This window comes from Burkholderia ambifaria AMMD, assembly GCF_000203915.1.
Classification (GTDB): domain Bacteria; phylum Pseudomonadota; class Gammaproteobacteria; order Burkholderiales; family Burkholderiaceae; genus Burkholderia; species Burkholderia ambifaria.
On record NC_008390.1, the window covers coordinates 719082 to 738489 of the forward strand.

The 19408-nt window shown below is 67.2% G+C and carries 19 protein-coding genes; 10 read left to right on the top strand and 9 right to left on the bottom strand.

The features are described 5' to 3' along the window. Positions 1-23: 23 nt before the first annotated feature. Together recN and BAMB_RS03240 are read right to left on the bottom strand one after the other, a co-directional pair. Positions 24-1673, bottom strand: coding sequence for a DNA repair protein RecN (recN, locus tag BAMB_RS03235; protein ID WP_011656032.1), 1650 nt, complete (start codon positions 1671-1673; stop codon positions 24-26). Between the two features lie 19 nt (positions 1674-1692). Next, on the bottom strand, positions 1693-2595 hold the full coding sequence (locus BAMB_RS03240; protein WP_006752731.1) for an NAD kinase: 903 nt from the start codon (positions 2593-2595) through the stop codon (positions 1693-1695). Between the two features lie 130 nt (positions 2596-2725). Between BAMB_RS03240 and hrcA the strand changes: the two genes are divergently transcribed. The 3 genes from hrcA (at position 2726) to BAMB_RS03255 (ending at position 5453) form a co-directional block, all read left to right on the top strand. Further along, on the top strand, positions 2726-3748 hold the full coding sequence (gene hrcA / locus BAMB_RS03245; RefSeq protein ID WP_011656033.1) for a heat-inducible transcriptional repressor HrcA: 1023 nt from the start codon (positions 2726-2728) through the stop codon (positions 3746-3748). 137 nt (positions 3749-3885) lie between these two features. Beyond that, positions 3886-4950 carry a ferrochelatase gene (hemH, locus tag BAMB_RS03250; RefSeq protein WP_011656034.1) on the top strand — a complete coding sequence of 355 codons (1065 nt, stop codon included), beginning with the start codon at positions 3886-3888 and terminating at the stop codon, positions 4948-4950. Between the two features lie 95 nt (positions 4951-5045). Then, positions 5046-5453 (top strand): RNA-binding S4 domain-containing protein, encoded by a 408-nt coding sequence (locus BAMB_RS03255; RefSeq protein ID WP_006761205.1) that lies wholly within the window; start codon positions 5046-5048, stop codon positions 5451-5453. On the opposite strand, the gene BAMB_RS35140 is transcribed toward BAMB_RS03255, so the two are convergent. After that, complete coding sequence (locus BAMB_RS35140; protein ID WP_006752735.1) at positions 5425-5586, bottom strand: hypothetical protein; 162 nt, start codon at positions 5584-5586, stop codon at positions 5425-5427. The genes BAMB_RS03255 and BAMB_RS35140 overlap by 29 nt on opposite strands. Before the next feature lie 353 nt (positions 5587-5939). Between BAMB_RS35140 and grpE the strand changes: the two genes are divergently transcribed. The 5 genes from grpE to BAMB_RS03280 all read left to right on the top strand — a co-directional run bounded on the left by grpE (position 5940) and on the right by BAMB_RS03280 (position 12349). Beyond that, a complete protein-coding gene (grpE, locus tag BAMB_RS03260; RefSeq protein WP_006752736.1) occupies positions 5940-6485 on the top strand; it encodes a nucleotide exchange factor GrpE in 546 nt (181 codons plus the stop codon). A gap of 10 nt (positions 6486-6495) precedes the next feature. Beyond that, on the top strand, positions 6496-6936 hold the full coding sequence (locus BAMB_RS03265; protein ID WP_011656037.1) for a thioredoxin family protein: 441 nt from the start codon (positions 6496-6498) through the stop codon (positions 6934-6936). 146 nt (positions 6937-7082) lie between these two features. Further along, positions 7083-9035, top strand: coding sequence for a molecular chaperone DnaK (dnaK, locus tag BAMB_RS03270; protein WP_011656038.1), 1953 nt, complete (start codon positions 7083-7085; stop codon positions 9033-9035). A 253-nt stretch (positions 9036-9288) separates the two neighbouring features. Further along, positions 9289-10425, top strand: coding sequence for a molecular chaperone DnaJ (gene dnaJ / locus BAMB_RS03275; RefSeq protein WP_011656039.1), 1137 nt, complete (start codon positions 9289-9291; stop codon positions 10423-10425). Between the two features lie 4 nt (positions 10426-10429). Continuing rightward, entirely contained in the window at positions 10430-12349 is a 1920-nt protein-coding gene (locus tag BAMB_RS03280; protein WP_011656040.1) for an aminodeoxychorismate synthase component I, read from the top strand. Between the two features lie 151 nt (positions 12350-12500). Here the strand turns inward: BAMB_RS03280 and panB are convergent, their stop codons facing one another. The 6 genes from panB to hda are packed head-to-tail and all read right to left on the bottom strand — an operon-like array spanning position 12501 to position 17596. Continuing rightward, positions 12501-13316, bottom strand: coding sequence for a 3-methyl-2-oxobutanoate hydroxymethyltransferase (gene panB, locus BAMB_RS03285; RefSeq protein WP_011656041.1), 816 nt, complete (start codon positions 13314-13316; stop codon positions 12501-12503). A 42-nt stretch (positions 13317-13358) separates the two neighbouring features. Next, the gene (locus BAMB_RS03290) at positions 13359-14045 is read right to left on the bottom strand and encodes a deoxynucleoside kinase (RefSeq protein WP_011656042.1); all 687 of its coding nucleotides are present in this window, start codon (positions 14043-14045) and stop codon (positions 13359-13361) included. Further along, a complete protein-coding gene (folK, locus tag BAMB_RS03295) occupies positions 14042-14584 on the bottom strand; it encodes a 2-amino-4-hydroxy-6-hydroxymethyldihydropteridine diphosphokinase (RefSeq protein ID WP_011656043.1) in 543 nt (180 codons plus the stop codon). Before folK ends, BAMB_RS03290 begins: the two co-directional genes overlap by 4 nt. A 35-nt stretch (positions 14585-14619) precedes the next feature. After that, positions 14620-16167, bottom strand: coding sequence for a polynucleotide adenylyltransferase PcnB (pcnB, locus tag BAMB_RS03300; RefSeq protein ID WP_041491091.1), 1548 nt, complete (start codon positions 16165-16167; stop codon positions 14620-14622). Between the two features lie 5 nt (positions 16168-16172). Next, positions 16173-16850, bottom strand: a complete 678-nt coding sequence (locus tag BAMB_RS03305; RefSeq protein WP_011656045.1) for a histidinol-phosphatase — start codon at positions 16848-16850, stop codon at positions 16173-16175. An 11-nt stretch (positions 16851-16861) separates the two neighbouring features. Continuing rightward, complete coding sequence (hda, locus tag BAMB_RS03310; RefSeq protein ID WP_006760485.1) at positions 16862-17596, bottom strand: DnaA regulatory inactivator Hda; 735 nt, start codon at positions 17594-17596, stop codon at positions 16862-16864. A gap of 247 nt (positions 17597-17843) precedes the next feature. Between hda and purM the strand changes: the two genes are divergently transcribed. Next, a complete protein-coding gene (gene purM, locus BAMB_RS03315) occupies positions 17844-18899 on the top strand; it encodes a phosphoribosylformylglycinamidine cyclo-ligase (RefSeq protein ID WP_006750666.1) in 1056 nt (351 codons plus the stop codon). A 107-nt stretch (positions 18900-19006) separates the two neighbouring features. Continuing rightward, complete coding sequence (locus tag BAMB_RS03320; RefSeq protein ID WP_011656047.1) at positions 19007-19402, top strand: YybH family protein; 396 nt, start codon at positions 19007-19009, stop codon at positions 19400-19402. Positions 19403-19408: the final 6 nt, after the last annotated feature.

A 19408-nucleotide genomic window follows, 5' to 3' on the forward strand; every position in this document is an offset into this window, starting at 1 on the left:
CCCGCTGCGGGCCTTGTACGCGCTTACGCGGCCAGCATTTCCTTCGCGTGCTTGCGCGTCGTCGCGGTGATCTCGAGGCCGCCGAGCATCCGTGCGACTTCCTCGACCCGGCTCGCCTTGTCGAGCGGGATGACCGACGACACGGTGCCGCCGCGGTCGTCGGCGCCTTTCGCGACCTGATAGTGATGGTCGCCGCGCGCGGCCACCTGCGGCAGGTGCGTCACGCACAGCACCTGGCGGTCGCGCCCGAGCTGGTGCAGCAGGCGGCCGACCACCTCCGCGACGCCGCCGCCGATCCCCGTGTCGACTTCGTCGAAAATCAGCGTCGGCGTCGGGCTTGCCGCGCTCGCGATCACCGCGAGCGCGAGGCTGATCCGTGCGAGTTCGCCGCCCGACGCAACTTTCGCGAGCGGGCGCAGCGGCACGCCGGGGTGCCCGGCGACCCGGAATTCGACCTGCTCGAGCCCATGCGGGCCACCGTCGGCGAGCGGCACGAGCGCGACTTCGAAGCTGCCGCCCGCCATCGACAGTTCCTGCATGCCGGCCGTGACGGCCGTGCCGAGCGCCTTCGCCGCCTGCGTGCGTGCCTTCGACAGGTGTTTCGCGTCGGCGAGATAGGTTTCCCATGCCTTCGCCTGCGCGGCTTCGAGCGCGCCGAGATCGGCGGCCGCGTCGAGCGCGGCGAGCTGCGCGCGGCGTGCCGCATGTTCCTCGTGCAGCGTGCCGGGCGGCAGCCGGAACTTGCGGGCGGTCGTGTGCAGCGCGTCGAGGCGCGCTTCGACCTGCGCGAGCCGGGCCGGGTCGAGATCGAGGCGCTGCGCGTAGTGCGACAGCGAATAGACGGCTTCCTGCAACTGGATCTCGGCCGGTTCGAGCGACGCGAGCGCATCGCCGAGCGCCGTGTCGTAGTCGGCCAGGTTACGCAGCTTCGACACGATCGCGCCGAGCTGCGGGAGCATCGCGTCGTCGGCCTCGGACAGCGCGTTGAGCGCGCCCTGCACGCCGGCGATCAGGTTCGCCGAATGCGACAGCCGCTTGTGCTCGCTGCCGACTTCGTCCCATTCGCCCGGTTGCGGCGCGAGCTTGTCGAGCTCGGCGAGCTGCCACGCGAGCTTTTCGCGCTCGAGCTGGAGTTCGCGCTCGTGCGCCTTCGCGGCGTCGATCGCCTGCGTCGCGTCGCGCCATACGCGCCACGCGCGGGCGACGTTCGCGGCATCGGCGACGAGCCCCGCGTGCGTGTCGAACAGCTCGCGCTGCGCGTCGGGGCGCATCAGCAACTGGTGCGCGTGCTGGCCGTGGATGTCGACGAGCATCTCGCCGAGCTCGCGCAGCTGCGCGAGCGTCGCGCTGGTGCCGTTGATGAACGCGCGCGAGCGGCCGTTCGCGTCGATCACGCGGCGCAGCATCACGGTGTCCTCGGCGTCGAACGCGTGCTCGTCGAGCCAGCGCGCGACGCGGTCGTGCGGCGTGAATTCGGCGGTGATGTCGGCACGGCCGCAGCCGGCGCGCACGACGCTCGCGTCGGCGCGTTCGCCGAGCGCGAGGGCGAGGGCGTCGATCAGGATCGATTTGCCGGCGCCGGTTTCGCCGGAAAAGACGGTAAAGCCGCTGTCGAATTCGAGATCGAGCGCGGCGACGATGACGAAGTCGCGAATCGAGAGGTGGCGGAGCATGGTGTCGGGCAGTGGTGCGTCAGGACGCCGTGTCGTCTTCGTTCGATGCGTGTTCGTTCCAGTGCAGCTTCTTGCGCAGCGTCGCGTAGTAGCTATAGCCGACCGGATGCAGGAACGGCACCGTGTGCTTCGAGCGGCGCACCTCGATCGTGTCGTTCAGTTCGAGCGCGGTGAACGACTGCATGTCGAAGTTCACGTTGACGTCGCGGCCGCCGACGATCTGGATCGCGATCTTCGAATCGTCGGGCAGCACGATCGGCCGATTCGACAGCGCGTGCGGCGCGATCGGCACGAGCACGATGCCCTGGAGTTGCGGGTGCAGGATCGGGCCGGCCGACGACAGCGCGTACGCGGTCGAGCCGGTCGGCGTGGCGACGATCAGGCCGTCCGAACGCTGGTTGTACATGAACCGGCCGTCGACCGACGCGCGCAGCTCGACCATCCCGGAAAAGCCGCTGCGGTTCACGACGACGTCGTTGAACGCGAGCGCGTGGTAGATCGGTTCGCCGTCGCGCACGATCCGCGCCTCGAGCAGCGAGCGCTCCTCGCGCTCGAACTTGCCCGACAGGATCACCGGCACGCGCGCCTGCATGTCGGCGGCCGCGATGTCGGTGATGAAGCCGAGCCGCCCGTGGTTGATCCCGATCAGCGGGGTCTTGTACGGCGCGAGCTGGCGGCCGATGCCGAGCATCGTGCCGTCGCCGCCGAGCACGACCGCCACGTCCGCGCGCGCCCCGATTTCGGCCGGGGTGAGCGCCGGATAGCCGGAGATGCCGATCTCGCGAGCGGTGTCGACTTCGAACACGACCTCGAAGCCCAGCTTCGCGATGCAGCCGGCCAGCGTGGTGAGCGGCTCGGCGATGCCGGGCGTGTTGCTCCGGCCGACGAGCGCGACAGTGTTGAACTGATTACCGGTTTTCATGCCGGCATTACACCATAGCTCGTTGACGAAAAGAACCGGTTGTGCGCAGACGGGGCCGGATCGGCCGGCCCGCGCGACTGGGGCCGCTGCCACTCGCCGTGCTGGCGCGGTTGCGCTAAAATTTTCCACCATGCTAGATCCTCGCGCACGAACCCTCCTGAAAACCCTGATCGAACGGTATATCGCCGACGGTCAGCCGGTCGGATCGCGCACGTTGTCCCGTTACTCCGGGCTCGAGTTGAGCCCGGCAACGATCCGCAACGTGATGTCCGACCTGGAGGAGCTCGGCCTTGTGTCGAGCCCCCACACATCGGCCGGCCGCGTGCCGACGCCGCGCGGCTATCGCCTGTTCGTCGACACGATGCTGACGGTCGAGACGCCGATCGACGCCGAGGCCGTCGCGCGGCAAGTGCAGCACACGCTCCAGGCCGGCGAACCGCAGCAGCGGGTGGTGGCGGCCGCCGCGAGCGTGCTGTCGAACCTGTCGCAGTTCGCGGGCGTCGTGCTGACGCCGCGCCGCAGCCACGTGTTCAAGCAGATCGAGTTCATGCGCCTGTCGGACAAGCGGATCCTGCTGATCATCGTCACGCCCGAGGGCGACGTGCAGAACCGGATGCTCGCGACGCCGCGCGACTATTCGCCGTCGCAGCTGACCGAGGCATCCAACTACATCAACGCGCATTTCGCCGGGCTGTCGTTCGACGAGGTGCGCCGCCGCCTGCGCGACGAGATCGACCAGTTGCGCGGCGACATGACCACGCTGATGCATGCGGCCGTGACGGCCAGCACCGAGGTGCCCGATACCGAGGACACCGTGCTCATTTCCGGCGAGCGCAACCTGCTCGAAGTGGCGGATCTGTCGTCCGACATGGCACGGCTGCGCAAGTTGTTCGACGTGTTCGACCAAAAGACGGGCCTCCTGCAACTGCTCGACGTGTCGAGCCACGCCCAGGGCGTGCAGATCTTCATCGGCGGCGAATCGACGCTCGTGCCGATCGAGGAGATGAGCGTCGTCACCGCACCCTACGAGGTGAACGGCCAGATCGTCGGCACGCTCGGCGTGATCGGCCCGACCCGCATGGCTTACAACCGCGTGATCCCGATCGTCGACATCACCGCGCGCCTGCTGTCGCTTACGCTGAGCCAGCAATAACCTGACCGGCACCGTCCCGCCATCGTGCCGCGGCGGCGCGCGCGCCGCCATTCGGCCGAACGGCCAGCCGACCCGAGCGGGGCGGCCCGCTATAATTGAGAGCCGTCCGACTGCGTGCCCCGAGCACGTTCCTGCCCATGCGTTTCGATCTTGAGCCGCCTTCGAGCGTCGCGGCCGCCCATCGTACCGGCGTGCTGCTGATCAATCTCGGCACGCCCGACGCCCCGACGCCGCGCGCGGTGCGGCGCTATCTGGCCGAATTCCTGTCGGATCCTCGCGTCGTCGAAATCCCGCAGGTCGTCTGGCAGGTACTGCTGCGCACGCTGATCCTGCCGCTGCGCGGCCGCGCGTCCGCGAAGAAATACGCGGCCGTCTGGATGCCGGAGGGTTCGCCGCTGCGCGTCTACACCGAGCGGCAGACCGAGGGCGTGCGCCATCTGCTCGCATCGAACGCCTATCAGGTGACGGTCGATTACGCGATGCGCTACGGCAGCCCGAACATTGCGCAGGCGCTCGCGCAGTTCAAGCGGGCGGGCGTCGAGCGCGTGCTGCTGATGCCGATGTATCCGCAATACTCGGCGTCCACCACCGCGACGGCATTCGATGCCGCGTTCGCCGCGCTCGCGCGGATGCGCAACCAGCCGGAAGTGCGCACGGTGCGGCAGTACGCCGACCATCCGGCCTATATCCACGCGCTTGCCGAGCAGGTGCGCCAATACTGGGCGCAGCACGGCCGGCCCGATTTCGCGGCCGGCGACAAGCTCGTGCTGAGCTTTCACGGCGTGCCGAAACGCACGCTCGACCTGGGCGACCCCTATCACGACCAGTGCCAGCAGACGGGCGCGCTGCTGATGGCCGCGCTCGGGCTGTCGACGCTCGAATGCCGCGTGACGTTCCAGTCACGCTTCGGCAAGGCCGAATGGCTGCAGCCGTACACGGCGCCGACGCTGCGTGAGCTCGGCGCGGCCGGCGTGCGACGAGCAGATGTGTTCTGTCCCGGTTTTACGGCCGATTGCCTGGAGACGATCGAGGAAATCGGGATGGAGGTGCGCGACGAATTCATCGCGGGCGGCGGCCAGGCGTTCCACCGGATTCCATGCCTGAATGGCGCGCACGCATGGATCGGCGCGCTCGGCGAGATCGTCGCCGAGAATCTGCAGGGCTGGCCGGTGAAGGCCGCGCAGCCCGACATGGTGAACTGAAGGTGAACTGAAATGACGGCCCAGCCCCTATGCGCACTGCGTTCGCCGTTCGAGCGGGCGGTCGGTCGCGATGGGGCGGCACGGCGGAGGCTGGCATGAATTACAAGATTTCGACGGAACCCGGCGCGCGGCTGCGCATCGACAAATGGCTGTGGGCGGCCCGCTTCTTCAAGACGCGCTCGCTCGCGTCCGACGCGGTCGACAAGGGGCACGTGAAGATCGGCGGCGCGGCGGTGAAGCCGGCGAAGGACGTGCGCGTCGGCGACGAGGTCGAGATTGCGATCGACGGTGTCGTCTGGCACATTGCCGTGCTGGGAATTTGCGACGTGCGCGGGCCGGCGAGCATCGCGCAGACGCTCTACGCGGAAACGGAAGCCGGGCGCGTCGCGCGGCTCGCAGAACTGGAACGGCGCCGCACGTATCGGGAGCCGGCGGCGGAACTGCACGGCCGGCCGACCAAGCGTGACCGGCGCATCATCGACAGATTTTCGGGTGGAAGCTGAACATCTGGTCGAACGTCGCCCGCGCGCTTCCGTATTCGGTCGTGCGGTCGGTGACGGCTCCGGACAGGCAGATGGTGGTGGTGCCGGCAATCAGTACCAGCGCGACCACCGATATGGCAAAGGTCAGTTTCACGGTACTCGCCTCGTGGGACGGTTGAATGCGGCGCCAGGTGAATGTCAGGCGGCGGTCAGCTAGGGGTAAACACGCTTTCCGACGCTTGAGTTGGAGTGTAGTGCAGCCCCTCGAGCCGAGCTAGTACTAGTCAGGTAAGCGTTGTTACCGGTCGTTTCGTCCGGTTTGGCGGCAAATGCGCGCAATGGGGCGGCGCGCAGCGCGGTTGTTTCGCGGCATTGGCGAATGCCGGCGAATAACCCTCTTGAAGTCGCAGTTTTCGCCCTTATTTGCACCATGAATGTGCGGTGCCGCCGGGTATACGGTCCGGCGGTTGCCGATTTGGCTTCAACCTCTAATCGACTTTCAGCGACATGGAAAACACGCAAGAGAACCCGGCTACCCCATCGGCCGATGACATCGGCAGCGAGAAGCAGGCGGCGCAAGGCGCTGCTCCCGCCGCCGAAGCAGCCGACGCGGCGCTCGCGGAGGCTCAAGCCAAGGTCGCCGAGCTGCAGGAGAGCTATCTCCGGGCGAAGGCCGAGACGGAGAACGTCCGCCGCCGCGCGCAGGACGACGTCTCGAAGGCGCACAAGTTTGCGATCGAGAGCTTCGCCGAGCACCTGCTGCCGGTGCTGGACAGCCTCGAAGCGGCCGTCGGCGACACGTCCGGCGACATCACGAAGGTGCGCGAAGGCGTCGAACTGACGCTGCGCCAGTTGACGAGCGCGCTCGAGAAGGGCCGCGTCGTCGCGATCAACCCGGTTGGCGAGAAGTTCGATCCGCACCAGCACCAGGCGATTTCGATGGTGCCGGCCGAGCAGGAGCCGAACACCGTCGTGACGGTTCTGCAAAAGGGCTACATGATCGCCGACCGCGTGCTGCGCCCGGCGCTCGTCACGGTCGCCCAGCCGAAGTAAGGCTGCCGCGATGATTCCCGCCGGCGTCGATCCGGCCGCGTTCAACGCGTTCGACATGCAGGCGCTGGCGCCCGACACGTTCGACGCCGGTGTCGCCGGCGCCGGCGACGCGCTCGCCGTGGTGTTCTTCTGGGGCGTCGACTGCTTCAATTGCGAGATCGCGAAGAAGGCGATGCTCGCCCAGCCGGACCCGATCCGTGCGCTGGGCCTGAAGTGGTTCCACTGCAACGTGTACGAATACCCAGAGCTTGGGCGCCGCTTCGGCCTGCACGGCGTGCCGACGTGGTTCTTCTTCCACCGCGGCAAGCGGCTCGGCCGCGCGACCGGCTGGCATGGCCTCGCACAGTTCCAGGCGGCGGTGTCGGCGGCGCGCGCGAAGTTCGCCGCGGCCGGCGCGCAGCCCGCGGAGCCCGACGGCGGCCTGCACGATCCAGCTACCGGCGGCGATTGAAAAAATTTAATATCCGCATCGCTGGGCGGGTCTTGAAAACGGGCCGGCCGGACGCATTTCGGGAACAGAGTTGAATTCAGGCGCGCGAAACCGCCCAAAAACGCGGGGTTTCGCGCAGCAAACAAGCATTTCTGGAGATTAGGAAAATGGGAAAGATCATCGGTATTGACCTCGGCACCACGAACTCGTGCGTCGCCATCATGGAAGGCAACCAGGTCAAGGTCATCGAGAACTCGGAAGGCACGCGCACGACGCCGTCGATCATCGCCTACATGGACGATAACGAAGTGCTCGTCGGCGCGCCGGCCAAGCGTCAGTCCGTGACCAACCCGCGGAACACGCTGTTCGCCGTGAAGCGCCTGATCGGCCGCCGCTTCGAGGAGAAGGAAGTCCAGAAGGACATCGGCCTGATGCCGTACGCGATCATCAAGGCCGACAACGGCGACGCATGGGTCGAAGCGCACGGCGAGAAGCTCGCGCCGCCGCAGGTTTCGGCGGAAGTGCTGCGCAAGATGAAGAAGACGGCCGAAGACTACCTCGGCGAGCCGGTCACGGAAGCCGTGATCACGGTGCCGGCGTACTTCAACGACAGCCAGCGCCAGGCGACCAAGGACGCCGGCCGCATCGCGGGCCTCGAAGTCAAGCGGATCATCAACGAGCCGACCGCGGCCGCGCTCGCATTCGGCCTCGACAAGGCCGAGAAGGGCGACCGCAAGATCGCCGTGTATGACCTTGGCGGCGGCACGTTCGACGTGTCGATCATCGAGATCGCGGACGTCGACGGCGAAATGCAGTTCGAAGTGCTGTCGACCAACGGCGACACGTTCCTCGGCGGCGAGGACTTCGACCAGCGCATCATCGATTACATCATCGGCGAGTTCAAGAAGGAGCAGGGCGTCGACCTGTCGAAGGACGTGCTCGCACTGCAGCGCCTGAAGGAAGCGGCCGAAAAGGCGAAGATCGAGCTGTCGTCGAGCCAGCAGACCGAAATCAACCTGCCGTACATCACGGCCGACGCATCGGGTCCGAAGCACTTGAACCTGAAGATCACCCGCGCGAAGCTGGAAGCGCTGGTCGAGGACCTCGTCGAGCGCACGATCGAACCGTGCCGCATCGCGATCAAGGACGCCGGCGTCAAGGTGTCGGACATCGACGACGTGATCCTGGTCGGCGGCCAGACCCGCATGCCGAAGGTGCAGGAGAAGGTGAAGGAGTTCTTCGGCAAGGATCCGCGCCGTGACGTGAACCCGGACGAAGCCGTCGCGGTGGGCGCGGCGATCCAGGGCCAGGTGCTGTCGGGCGACCGCAAGGACGTGCTGCTGCTCGACGTGACCCCGCTGTCGCTCGGTATCGAGACGCTCGGCGGCGTGATGACGAAGATGATCAGCAAGAACACGACGATCCCGACGAAGCACGCACAGGTGTATTCGACGGCGGACGACAACCAGTCGGCCGTGACGATCAAGGTGTTCCAGGGCGAACGCGAGATGGCGGCAGGCAACAAGCTGCTCGGCGAGTTCAACCTCGAAGGCATCCCGCCGTCGCCGCGCGGCGTGCCGCAGATCGAAGTGACCTTCGACATCGACGCGAACGGCATCCTGCACGTCGGCGCGAAGGACAAGGCGACCGGCAAGGAAAACAAGATCACGATCAAGGCGAACTCGGGCCTGACCGACGCCGAAATCGATCAAATGATCAAGGACGCGGAAGCGAACGCAGCGGAAGACCACAAGCTGCGCGAGCTGGCTGATTCGCGCAACCAGGGCGACGCGCTGGTCCACAGCACGAAGAAGGCGCTCACCGAGTACGGCGACAAGCTGGACGCGGGCGAGAAGGAAAAGATCGAAGCGGCGCTGAAGTCGCTCGAGGACGCGCTGAAGGATACGTCGGCCGACAAGGCGGCGATCGACGCGAAGGTCGAGGAACTCGGTCAGGTTTCGCAGAAGCTCGGTGAAAAGATGTACGCCGACATGCAGGCGCAGCAGGCCGGTGCGGCCGGCGCGGCGGGTGCAGCGGAAGGCGCGGCCCACGCGGGTGGTGCGCAGCAGGCCGCCGACGACGTCGTCGACGCCGAGTTCAAGGAAGTGAAGAAGGACTAAGCCAGGTTGCCATGGCACCGCACGCCGCGCGCGATATGCGCGCGGCGCGGTTGAACAGCGGTCTGTCTTTCCCTTCCGGATGGCCGGATCGACTCCACGCCTGGCGGGCTTCGCGGCCCTCCGGGCACATTTGTTTTTTGGCGGGTGCTGCGCGAGCCGTCCGCGGACGGCGCAGCGCCAGACGAGTCGAGAGACTTTACTGCGGGCGAAAGGAGCCGCCGCGCGTGCGACGCGCGAAGGCACATGAATCGATATGGCGAAACGGGATTACTACGAGGTTCTGGGCGTCGCGAAGAACGCGAGCGACGACGAAATCAAGAAGGCATATCGCAAGCTTGCGATGAAGTATCACCCTGACCGCAATCCGGACAGCAAGGATGCGGAAGAGCATTTCAAGGAGGCGAAGGAAGCCTATGAAATGCTGTCGGACGGCCAGAAGCGGGCGGCGTACGACCAGTACGGCCACGCGGGCGTCGATCCGAACATGGGCGGTGCGGGCGGCCAGGGTTTCGGCGGTTTCGCGGATGCGTTCGGCGATATCTTCGGCGACATCTTCGGCCAGGCCGCGGGCGGTGCCGCGCGCGGCGGCCGCGGCGGCCCGCAGGTGTATCGCGGCGCCGACCTGCGCTACAGCATGGAAATCACGCTCGAGCAGGCCGCGCACGGCTACGACACGCAGATTCGCGTGCCGAGCTGGGTGTCGTGCGAAGTCTGTCACGGCTCGGGCGCGAAGCCCGGCACGAAGCCGGAAACCTGCCCGACCTGTCACGGCCAGGGCACGGTGCGCATGTCGCAGGGCTTCTTCAGCATCCAGCAGACCTGTCCGAAGTGCCACGGCACCGGCACCTACATCCCGGAACCGTGCGTGCACTGCCACGGGTCGGGCAAGGTGAAGGAAACCAAGACGCTGGAAGTGAAGATTCCGGCCGGCATCGACGACGGAATGCGGATCCGCTCGGCCGGCAACGGCGAGCCCGGCATCAACGGCGGGCCGCCGGGCGATCTGTACGTCGAGATCCACATCAAGCCGCATTCGGTGTTCGAGCGCGACGGCGACGATCTGCACTGCCAGATGCCGATCCCGTTCACGACCGCCGCACTCGGCGGCGAGATCGAGGTGCCGACGCTGGCCGGCCGCGCGTCGTTCCCGGTGCCGGAAGGCACGCAGTCGGGCAAGACGTTCCGCCTGCGCGGCAAGGGCATCAAGGGTTTGCGTTCGAGCATCGCGGGCGATCTGTACGTACACGTGCAGGTCGAGACGCCCGTGAAGCTGACCGACCAGCAGCGCGACCTGCTCAAGCAGTTCGAGAAGTCGCTGGCCGAGGGCGGTGCGCGTCACAGCCCGCAGAGCAAGAGCTGGTTCGACCGGGTGAAGAGCTTCTTCGAGTAACGGCATGACTGAAGGCAACGAGAGCGCGTCATTCGCGCTCTTGGACGATTGCGACTCGACCGCGGTTGCGCGGTCGAGTCGTTTGTATTCCGGTTTCGTGCGCGAACGCGTCTGCACGGATCCGGCGCGGCTCGACGAAGTCGATGCGGCGGTGGCGCAGGACTTGCGCGACGGGCTGCATGCGGTGGTCGTCGGCGATTACGAATTCGGACGCAATCTGGAAAGAGCGCAGCCGGGCCATGCCCCGCTGCGCTTTTTGCTGTATGCGCGCTGCGAGCGCCTGTCGCGCGACGAAGTCGACGCGTGGCTCGCGCAGCAGGATGGCGGCGGCGCGCCGTCGATCGCGGGCGTCGCCCACGTCGCGAAGAGCGTGTCGCGCGATGTGTTCGACGCGGCGATCGCCGCCGTGCACGAAGCACTGCGCGCGGGCGACTCGTACCAGATCAACTATACGTACCGGCTGAATTTCGACATGTTCGGCACGCCGACCGCGCTGTACCGGCGGCTGCGCGCGCGGCAGCCCGTGCGTTACGGCGCGCTGATCGCGCTGCCTTGCGGCGCGTGGGTCGTGTCGTGCTCGCCGGAGCTGTTCGTCGAGAAGCACGGCGACGTGCTGCGCGCGCGGCCGATGAAGGGCACCGCGCCGCGCTCGGCCGATCCGCGTGACGATGCGGCGGCGGCCGCGTTCCTCGCGAACGATCCGAAGAACCGCGCGGAAAACGTGATGATCGTCGACTTGCTGCGCAACGACGTGTCGCGGATCGCGCGCACGGGCACTGTCAAGGTGCCGGCGCTGTTCTCGGTCGAGCCGTATGCGTCGGTATGGCAGATGACGTCGACGGTCGAGGCCGGCTGGCGCGACGGGACGACGTTCGCGCAGATGCTGCGCGCGCTGTTTCCGTGCGGATCGATCACCGGTGCGCCGAAGCACAAGACGATGGAACTGATCGACGCGATAGAGTCGACGCCGCGCGGCCTCTATACGGGCGCGATCGGCTGGCTCGATGCGCGGAAGGAAGATCAGTCGACAGGCGATGCGGGCCCGGGCGGCATGGCCGGCTGCGGCGATTTCTGCCTGTCGGTCGCGATCCGGACGCTCACGCTCGATGCGGTCGGTATCGATGCTATCGCAACGGTCGGCGCGCGCGACGCGGCGGCTCGCCGGGCCGGCCGGCGGCGCGGCACGATGGGGGTCGGCGCGGGCATCGTGCTCGACAGCGTGGCCGCCGACGAATATGCGGAGTGTGAATTGAAAGCACGATTCCTGACCGACGCCGATCCCGGCTTCCAGTTGTTCGAAACCATGGCGGCCACCCGTGCGGACGGCGTCCGGCATCTCGAGCGCCATCTCGCCCGGCTGCAGGGCAGCGCGGATGCGTTCGGCTTCCGCCTCGACGCCGACGCGTTGCGTCGCGAGGTCGACGCGCGCTGCGCGGCGCTCGACGGCGATGGCCCGTACCGGATGAAGCTCGCGCTCGCGAAGGACGCCGCGGTCGAGATCACGGCCGCGCCGCTGAAGCCGCTGCCTGCGGGGCCGGTCGGCGTGATGCTGGCGTCCGAGCACGGCTTTGCGCCGACCCGCACCGACGATGCGCTGCTGCTGCACAAGACCACGCGCCGTGCGGAATACGACCGTGCATGGCAGGCGGCGGAAGCGCTCGGCGGCTTCGACATGCTGTTCGTCAACGAGCGCGGCGAGGTGACGGAAGGCGGGCGCTCGAACCTGTTCGTGAAGCTCGACGGCCAGTGGGTGACGCCGCCGCTGGCGAGTGGCGTGTTGCCGGGCGTGATGCGCGGCGTGCTGCTCGACGACCGCGCGTTCGGCGCGGTGGAGCGTATCGTCACGCGTGACGACCTTGCGCGCGCGCAAGCGCTGCTGCTGACCAACGCGCTGCGTGGCGCGCTCGACGCGGTATTGACATGACGCACTGAGGGTTCGGGCAGCGTGCCCGAAGGACCGGTGCCGCACACCTTCGGCAACCGGGCGTCCAGACAAAAAAGCGCGGCACCCCACAAAGGGTGCCGCGCTTTTTTTGCATCGAGACGACGCCGGCGAACGAGTCGCCGGCCGCGCGTCAGAACGAATGTTCCGGGCCGGGGAACGAACTGTCCTTCACCGCGCGCACATAGGCTTCGACGGCCGCCTGGATGGTTGGCTGGCCCTGCATGAAGTCCTTCACGAAGCGCGGACGCTTGCCGGGGAAAATGCCGAGCATGTCGTGCAGCACGAGCACCTGGCCCGAGCAATCGGTGCCTGCGCCGATGCCGATCGTCGGAATCTTGAGCATGTGCGTGACTTCGGATGCGACGAGCGTCGGCACCGCTTCGAGCACGACGAGTTGCGCACCGGCATCCTCGACCGCGCGCGCGTCGCGCAGCAGTTGCGCGGCGCCGGCCTCGGTCTTGCCCTGTACCTTGAAGCCGCCGAACGCGTGCACCGACTGCGGCGTGAGGCCGACGTGCGCACACACGGGCACCGCACGCTCGACGAGGAAGCGGATCGTTTCGGCGAGCCACTCGCCGCCTTCGAGCTTGATCATCTGCGCACCGGCGCGCATCAGCTTCACGGCGCTCGCGAATGCCTCGGCCGGCGTGCCGTAGGTGCCGAACGGCAGGTCGGCGATGATCAGTGCGCGCGGCTGCGCACGCGCGACACAGGCGGTGTGGTACGCGATGTCGTCGAGCGACACGGGTAGCGTGGTCGTGTGGCCCTGCAGTACGTTGCCGAGCGAATCGCCGATCAGCAGCACGTCGACGCCCGAGCGGTCGAGCAGCGCGGCAAAGCTCGCGTCGTAGCAGGTGAGCATCGCGATCTTCTCGCCGGCATCGCGCATTGCCTGCAGCTTCGGCACCGTGACGGCAGGCCGGCTCGATTCCTGGAGATAGGTCATGGGAAATCCGGTTCGATGGTGAAAACGACAGGCGAGGACGCGTCAGCGCGTCGTCTCGCCCTTGACGAAAGATTCCTTGCGGCCGCGCATCGTCTCGATGCGCTCGATCAGCAGCGCGAGGTCTTCGGGGGAATCCTGCGGGTTCAGGTGTTCGGCTGCGACCGTCAGTACCGGCGTGCGGTCGTAGTGATAGAAGAATTCGTTGTATGCGTCGACGAGCGAGCGCAGGTACGCGTCGCTGATCTGCAGTTCCATCGGCAGCCCGCGCTTCTGGATGCGCGAGAACAGCACCTCGGGGCTCGCCTGCAGGTAGACGACGAGATCGGGCGCGGGCGCCTGCGGCACATCGAGGTGCGTCGCGATCGACCGATACAGCTGCCATTCGTCTTCCGGCAGGTTCAGCCGCGCGAAGATGTCGTTCTTCTGCGGCATGTAGTCGGCGACGACGGGCCGGCCCGTGTCGAGCGCGCCGATCAGTTCGCGCGCCTGCTGCGCGCGCTCCAGCGCGAACGACAGCTGCGCGGGCAGCGCGTAGCGCGCGGTGTCGCGGTAGAAGCGTTCGAGGAACGGGTTGTCCTGCGGGCGTTCGAGCAGCGCCTGCATCGACCAGCGCTCGCCGAGCAAACGCGCGAGCGTCGTCTTGCCGACGCCGATCGGGCCTTCGATCACGAGATAGCGATGGGGGGCGCGCAGGTCGGGTGCGGTGACGGTCAGCGGAGTGGGGTTCATGGGCAGCGGTTCTTGTCGGCGTCTGCGCCGGCGGCCAGGACTTTCTGCATCAGGCATTGACAGGTCTGCACCTTCTCGACGCGCTGGTCGGCGACGGCGGCGAGGAACGCATCGGCGCGGCCGCGCGCCGGGATGTCGAGCGCCGGCTCGATTTCGACGAGCGGCACGAGCGCGAAGGCGCGATCGGTGAGGCGCGGATGCGGGACGATCAGGTCGGGTTCGTCGATCGAGTCGGTGCCGAACAGCAGGATGTCGAGGTCGAGCGTGCGCGGCGCGTTGCGATACGGGCGCTCGCGCCCGAAGTGATGTTCGATCTTCTGGCAGAGCGCGAGCAGCTCCCGGGCCGACAGCGTCGTGTCGAGCTTGACGACGCAGTTGTAGTAATCGTCGCCGCCCGCCTCGAAGGGCGCCGTGCGATACAGGCTCGACTTGCCGAGGATCGAGATGGTGCGCTGCTGCGCAAGACACACCACCGCGTCCTTCAGGGTCTGGCGTGCATCGCCGAGATTCGCCCCCAGTCCGATATATGCAACCGTCATGGCATCACTTCCTACGTCGTTCGCCGGCGAGCGCGTCAGTCGTCGGAACCGCTCGCGGTACCGCCCGCGGTGTCCGGCGCCTGCTCGGCTGCGCCTTCGTCCGGCTTGCGGTTTCGCACACCACCGCGGCGGCGCCGCTTGCGGGGCGATTTTTCCTTCGAGCCGCCCTGCGTGAGGAGTGCCTCACGAGCGGCTGCGTCGCCTTCGATGAAATCCGTCCACCACTGGCCGACAGCTGCTTCCAGCTCGCCGGATTCGCAGCGTAACAGGAGGAAATCATACCCCGCTCTAAACCTTTGGTGTTCCAGCAGCCGCATCGCGCTGCGGCCCGAGCGTTTTTCGAGGCGCAACTGCAGCCCCCAGATTTCGCGCATGTCGGCCGAGTAGCGCTTGTGGATCGCGAGCTTCTCGGTCTGCATGTCGATCACGTCGTCCATCGCGCGATGGAGCGCCGGCACCGGGATTTCGCCTTCGGCCGTGTATTGTTCGAAGCGCTGGCGCATGTCGTGCCACAGCAGCGTCGCGAACAGGAAGCCCGGCGACACCGTCTTGCCGGCGCGCACGCGCGCGTCGGTGTTGTTCAGCGCGAGCGTGATGAACTTCTCGCCCTGCGGCTGTTCGAGCACGACGTCGAGGAGCGGCAGCAGCCCGTGGTGCAGGCCTTCCTTGCGTAGACGCTGCAGGCATGCGAGCGCCTGGCCCGACAGCAGCAGCTTCAGCATTTCGTCGAACAGGCGCGCGGCCGGCACGTTGTTGATCAGGTCGGCCAACGCGTTGATCGGCTCGCGCGTGTGCGTCTCGATCTCGAAGCCGAGCTTCGCCGCGAAGCGCACCACGCGCAGCATCCGCACCGGATCCTCGCGATAGCGCGTGGCCGGATCGCCGATCATCCGCAGCAGGCGGGCGCGGATGTCGGCCATCCCGTCGTGGTAGTCGAGCACCGTCTGCGTCGACGGGTCGTAGTACATCGCGTTGATCGTGAAGTCGCGGCGCGCGGCGTCTTCGTGCTGCTCGCCCCAGACGTTGTCGCGCAGCACGCGGCCGCTTGCATCCACCGCATGCGTGCGGCGATCGAGTTCGTCGCGCTTCAGCCGCTTCGGCGGCTCGGCCGCGGCGGCTTCGGGCGGCGCGTCGACCATGGCGCGGAACGTCGACACCTCGATCAATTCCTGGCCGAACTGCACATGGACGATCTGGAAGCGGCGGCCGATCAGGCGCGCACGGCGGAACAGGCGCTGCACCTCGGTCGGCGTCGCGTCGGTCGCGACGTCGAAGTCCTTCGGCGCGATGCCGAGCAGCAGGTCGCGCACCGCGCCGCCGACGATGAACGCGCGAAAACCCGCCTGCTGCAGCGTGTCGGTCACGCGCACCGCGTTCCGCGAGATCAGCGATGGATCGATCTGATGCACGCTGGCCGGCACGACGGTCGGTTCGTGATTGCTGCGCGTTTTTTTTGCAGCGCTGCCGCGGCTACCCTTCGCGGGGCGCGGAGCGGGGGCCGTTTCGACGGCGGGCGCCTCGACGGGTGACGTTTGTTCGGCATCGTCCTGGCCGAGCAGCTTGCGAATGAATTTTTTGATCACGACGTTCAGAAGAGATCCAGGATGCGCCAGCCGCGGTTGCTTGCATGCGCACGCAGCGTGTCGTCGGGGTTGGTCGCGATCGGGTCGGTGACTTTCTCGAGCAACGGAATGTCGTTGTGCGAGTCGCTGTAGAAGTAGCTGTGTTCGAAGTCGTCCCAGTGCTTGCCGAGCGACGCGAGCCATGCTTCGGTGCGCACGATCTTGCCTTCGCGATAGCTCGGCGTGCCGGTCGGCCGGCCCGTGTACGGCGAGTCGGGGTGCCCGTCGGTCGTTTCGACCTCGCACGCGATCAGCGTGTCGACGCCGAACGCGGTCGCGATCGGACGCGTGATGAATTCGTTGGTCGCCGTCACGACGCAGCACAGATCGCCGGCATCGACGTGCTTGCGCACGAGTTCGAGCGCGGCGGGCGTCATCGCGGGGCGGATCACCTCGTGCATGTACTGCTCGTGCCATTCGGCGAGCTGCGCGCGCGAGTACTTCGCGAGCGGCGTGAGCATCGCGCACAGATACGCATGGATGTCGAGCTTGCCGGCCTTGTAGTCGGCGAAGAACTGATCGTTCTGACGCGAGAAGCTTTCCGCGTCGACGATGCCGAGCTTCACCATGAAGCGACCCCATTCGTGGTCGCTATCGGTCGGGATCAGCGTGTGATCGAGGTCAAAGAGTGCCAGATTAGTCATGGATGCGCATTTTACTCGAAGCGGTTGGGGCCTGTGCCGGGCGGTGCGATGTCGTCGCCGGGGCGCGCCAGCATCCGGCGCAGCAAGGGCAGCGTGACGGCGCGTTTCTGCTCGAGCGAGAAGCGGTCGAGCGCGTCGAGCAGCGCCATCAGGCTCGGCATGTCGCGGCGGAAATGGGTCAGCAGGTACGCGGCGATGTCGTCGGTGAGCGCGATCCCGCGCTCCTTGGCCGCGAGCTTCAGCACGGCGATCTTGCCGGCGTCGGACGGCGGCGACAGATGGAACACGAGCCCCCAGCCGAGGCGCGTGCGCAGATCCTCGCGCACGTCGAGCGCGAGCGGCGCCGCGGGACCGGCCGCGACGAACGCGCTCGACGGGTGCGCGCGGACCTCGTTGAATAGGTTGAACAGCGCGACCTGCTGCGTGTCGCTCATCCGGTCGCAGTCGTCGATCGCGTAGATGCCGATGCGCGGGTCGAACGTGAACGCGCCGAGCGGGCTCTGCGGCGTCAGGTAGCGCGCGTAGCCGTACGACGCGTCGCTCACGAGCGCCTGCAGCAAGTGGGTGCGGCCGCTGCCGGGCTCGCCCCAGATGTAGAACGACCGGTCCGGCACGGGCCCCGCCGCGAGCGCGAGGTCGAGCTTCTGAAGCCGCGAGATGAGCTCGTCGTTCTCTTCATTCATGATGAAGTTGTCGAACGTGGCGGGCGGCGGCGTGCCGAGATCGAGCGTCAGTTGACGGGACACAACAGTCACAATGCGGGTCGGTTGATGAAACGCGCGCCGTACGCCGGGCACGCGCGAGGGGCTGCTCCGGTGCCTGCACACGCGGCCGCACGCACGGCGGCACGCGGGTTTCGGCGCGGCTCGCGGAGCGATGAAAACGGGGACGTGTCGACCAAGATGCAATCCCTGACGATTCGGTGCTGGGAATTCCGGCCAACGGGCCGGCTTCGGGTAAAATCGCATTTTACCGACCTTCTCGCATTCCCCCATGAATCCTCCGAAATCCGCTCCCGACGCTCAGGGTCTGTCCTACCGCGACGCAGGCGTCGACATCGACGCTGGCGACGCGCTCATCGACAAGATCAAGCCTTTTGCGAAGAAAACCCTGCGCGACGGCGTGCTCGGCGGCATCGGCGGGTTCGGCGCGCTGTTCGAAGTGCCGAAGAAGTACAAGGAGCCCGTGCTCGTGTCGGGCACCGACGGCGTGGGCACCAAGCTCAAGCTGGCGTTTCATCTGAACAAACACGACACCGTCGGCCAGGATCTCGTCGCGATGAGCGTGAACGACATCCTCGTGCAGGGCGCCGAGCCGCTGTTCTTCCTCGACTACTTCGCGTGCGGCAAGCTCGACGTCGACACGGCCGCCACGGTCGTCAAGGGCATCGCGCACGGCTGCGAACTGTCGGGCTGCGCGCTGATCGGCGGCGAGACGGCCGAAATGCCGGGCATGTACCCGGACGGCGAATACGACCTGGCCGGTTTCGCGGTCGGCGCGGTCGAGAAGAGCAAGATCATCGACGGCAGCACGATCGCCGAAGGCGACGTGGTGCTCGGCCTCGCATCGAGCGGCATCCACTCGAACGGCTTCTCGCTCGTGCGCAAGATCATCGAGCGCGCGAACCCCGACCTGTCGGCCGATTTCCACGGCCGCTCGCTGGCCGACACGCTGATGGCGCCGACGCGCATCTACGTGAAGCCGCTGCTCGCGCTGATGCAGAAGCTGCCGGTGAAGGGCATGGCCCACATCACCGGTGGCGGCCTCGTCGAGAACATTCCGCGCGTGCTGCGCGAAGGCCTCACCGCCGAGCTCGACCAGAACGCATGGCCGCTGCCGCCGCTGTTCAAGTGGCTGCAGGAGCACGGCGGCGTCGCCGACGCGGAAATGCATCGCGTGTTCAACTGCGGGATCGGCATGGCGGTGATCGTGTCGGCGGCGGATGCCGACGCGGCGATCGCCGACCTGACGGCCGCCGGCGAACAGGTGTGGAAGATCGGCACCGTGCGTGCGAGCCGCGAAGGCGAGGCGCAGACGGTCGTGGTCTGACGCACCGCACGCAGGATGCAGCAACGAAAGCCGCCCGGAGTCGATCCGGGCGGCTTTTTTTCTGGCGCGGGCAGGCATGTCGGCGCGCCCCCGAAGGAGGAACGACGATGACCGAAGACGAACGCGCGATTCGCGAGCTGGTGGAAACCTGGTTCGTGTCGAGCCGGCGCGGCGATCTGGCGACCGTGCTCGACCTGATCGCCGACGACGCGATTTTCATGGTGGCCGGCAAGCCGCCGTTCGACAAGGCGGCATTCGCGGCCGCGTCGCGCGACGCGAACGCGGCGGCCGGCAACGGGCCGAAGGTCGATGGCCGCTACCGGATCGACGAACTGCGCGTGATGGGCGACTGGGCGTACCTGCGCAATTTCATCGAGATCGACGTGACGCCGCCGGGCGGCGACACCGTGCGCCGCTCGGGCCATACGCTGACGATCTTCCGCAAGTCGGATGGCCGCTGGCAGCTCACGCGCGACGCGAATCTCGTGACGCCTGCGCAGTGAGCGAGG

What these genes read in the sequence shown, in the direction of transcription:
- BAMB_RS03305 (WP_011656045.1), bottom strand. Translation starts at nt 16,850, where the DNA reads ATGACTAATCTGGCACTCTTTGACCTCGATCACACGCTGATCCCGACC.
- BAMB_RS03320 (WP_011656047.1), top strand. Translation starts at nt 19,007, where the DNA reads ATGACCGAAGACGAACGCGCGATTCGCGAGCTGGTGGAAACCTGGTTC.
- hrcA (WP_011656033.1), top strand. Translation starts at nt 2,726, where the DNA reads ATGCTAGATCCTCGCGCACGAACCCTCCTGAAAACCCTGATCGAACGG.
- BAMB_RS03265 (WP_011656037.1), top strand. Translation starts at nt 6,496, where the DNA reads ATGATTCCCGCCGGCGTCGATCCGGCCGCGTTCAACGCGTTCGACATG.
- grpE (WP_006752736.1), top strand. Translation starts at nt 5,940, where the DNA reads ATGGAAAACACGCAAGAGAACCCGGCTACCCCATCGGCCGATGACATC.
- purM (WP_006750666.1), top strand. Translation starts at nt 17,844, where the DNA reads ATGAATCCTCCGAAATCCGCTCCCGACGCTCAGGGTCTGTCCTACCGC.
- hemH (WP_011656034.1), top strand. Translation starts at nt 3,886, where the DNA reads ATGCGTTTCGATCTTGAGCCGCCTTCGAGCGTCGCGGCCGCCCATCGT.
- BAMB_RS03255 (WP_006761205.1), top strand. Translation starts at nt 5,046, where the DNA reads ATGAATTACAAGATTTCGACGGAACCCGGCGCGCGGCTGCGCATCGAC.
- BAMB_RS03280 (WP_011656040.1), top strand. Translation starts at nt 10,430, where the DNA reads ATGACTGAAGGCAACGAGAGCGCGTCATTCGCGCTCTTGGACGATTGC.
- folK (WP_011656043.1), bottom strand. Translation starts at nt 14,584, where the DNA reads ATGACGGTTGCATATATCGGACTGGGGGCGAATCTCGGCGATGCACGC.
- BAMB_RS03290 (WP_011656042.1), bottom strand. Translation starts at nt 14,045, where the DNA reads ATGAACCCCACTCCGCTGACCGTCACCGCACCCGACCTGCGCGCCCCC.
- dnaK (WP_011656038.1), top strand. Translation starts at nt 7,083, where the DNA reads ATGGGAAAGATCATCGGTATTGACCTCGGCACCACGAACTCGTGCGTC.
- recN (WP_011656032.1), bottom strand. Translation starts at nt 1,673, where the DNA reads ATGCTCCGCCACCTCTCGATTCGCGACTTCGTCATCGTCGCCGCGCTC.
- panB (WP_011656041.1), bottom strand. Translation starts at nt 13,316, where the DNA reads ATGACCTATCTCCAGGAATCGAGCCGGCCTGCCGTCACGGTGCCGAAG.
- BAMB_RS03240 (WP_006752731.1), bottom strand. Translation starts at nt 2,595, where the DNA reads ATGAAAACCGGTAATCAGTTCAACACTGTCGCGCTCGTCGGCCGGAGC.
- dnaJ (WP_011656039.1), top strand. Translation starts at nt 9,289, where the DNA reads ATGGCGAAACGGGATTACTACGAGGTTCTGGGCGTCGCGAAGAACGCG.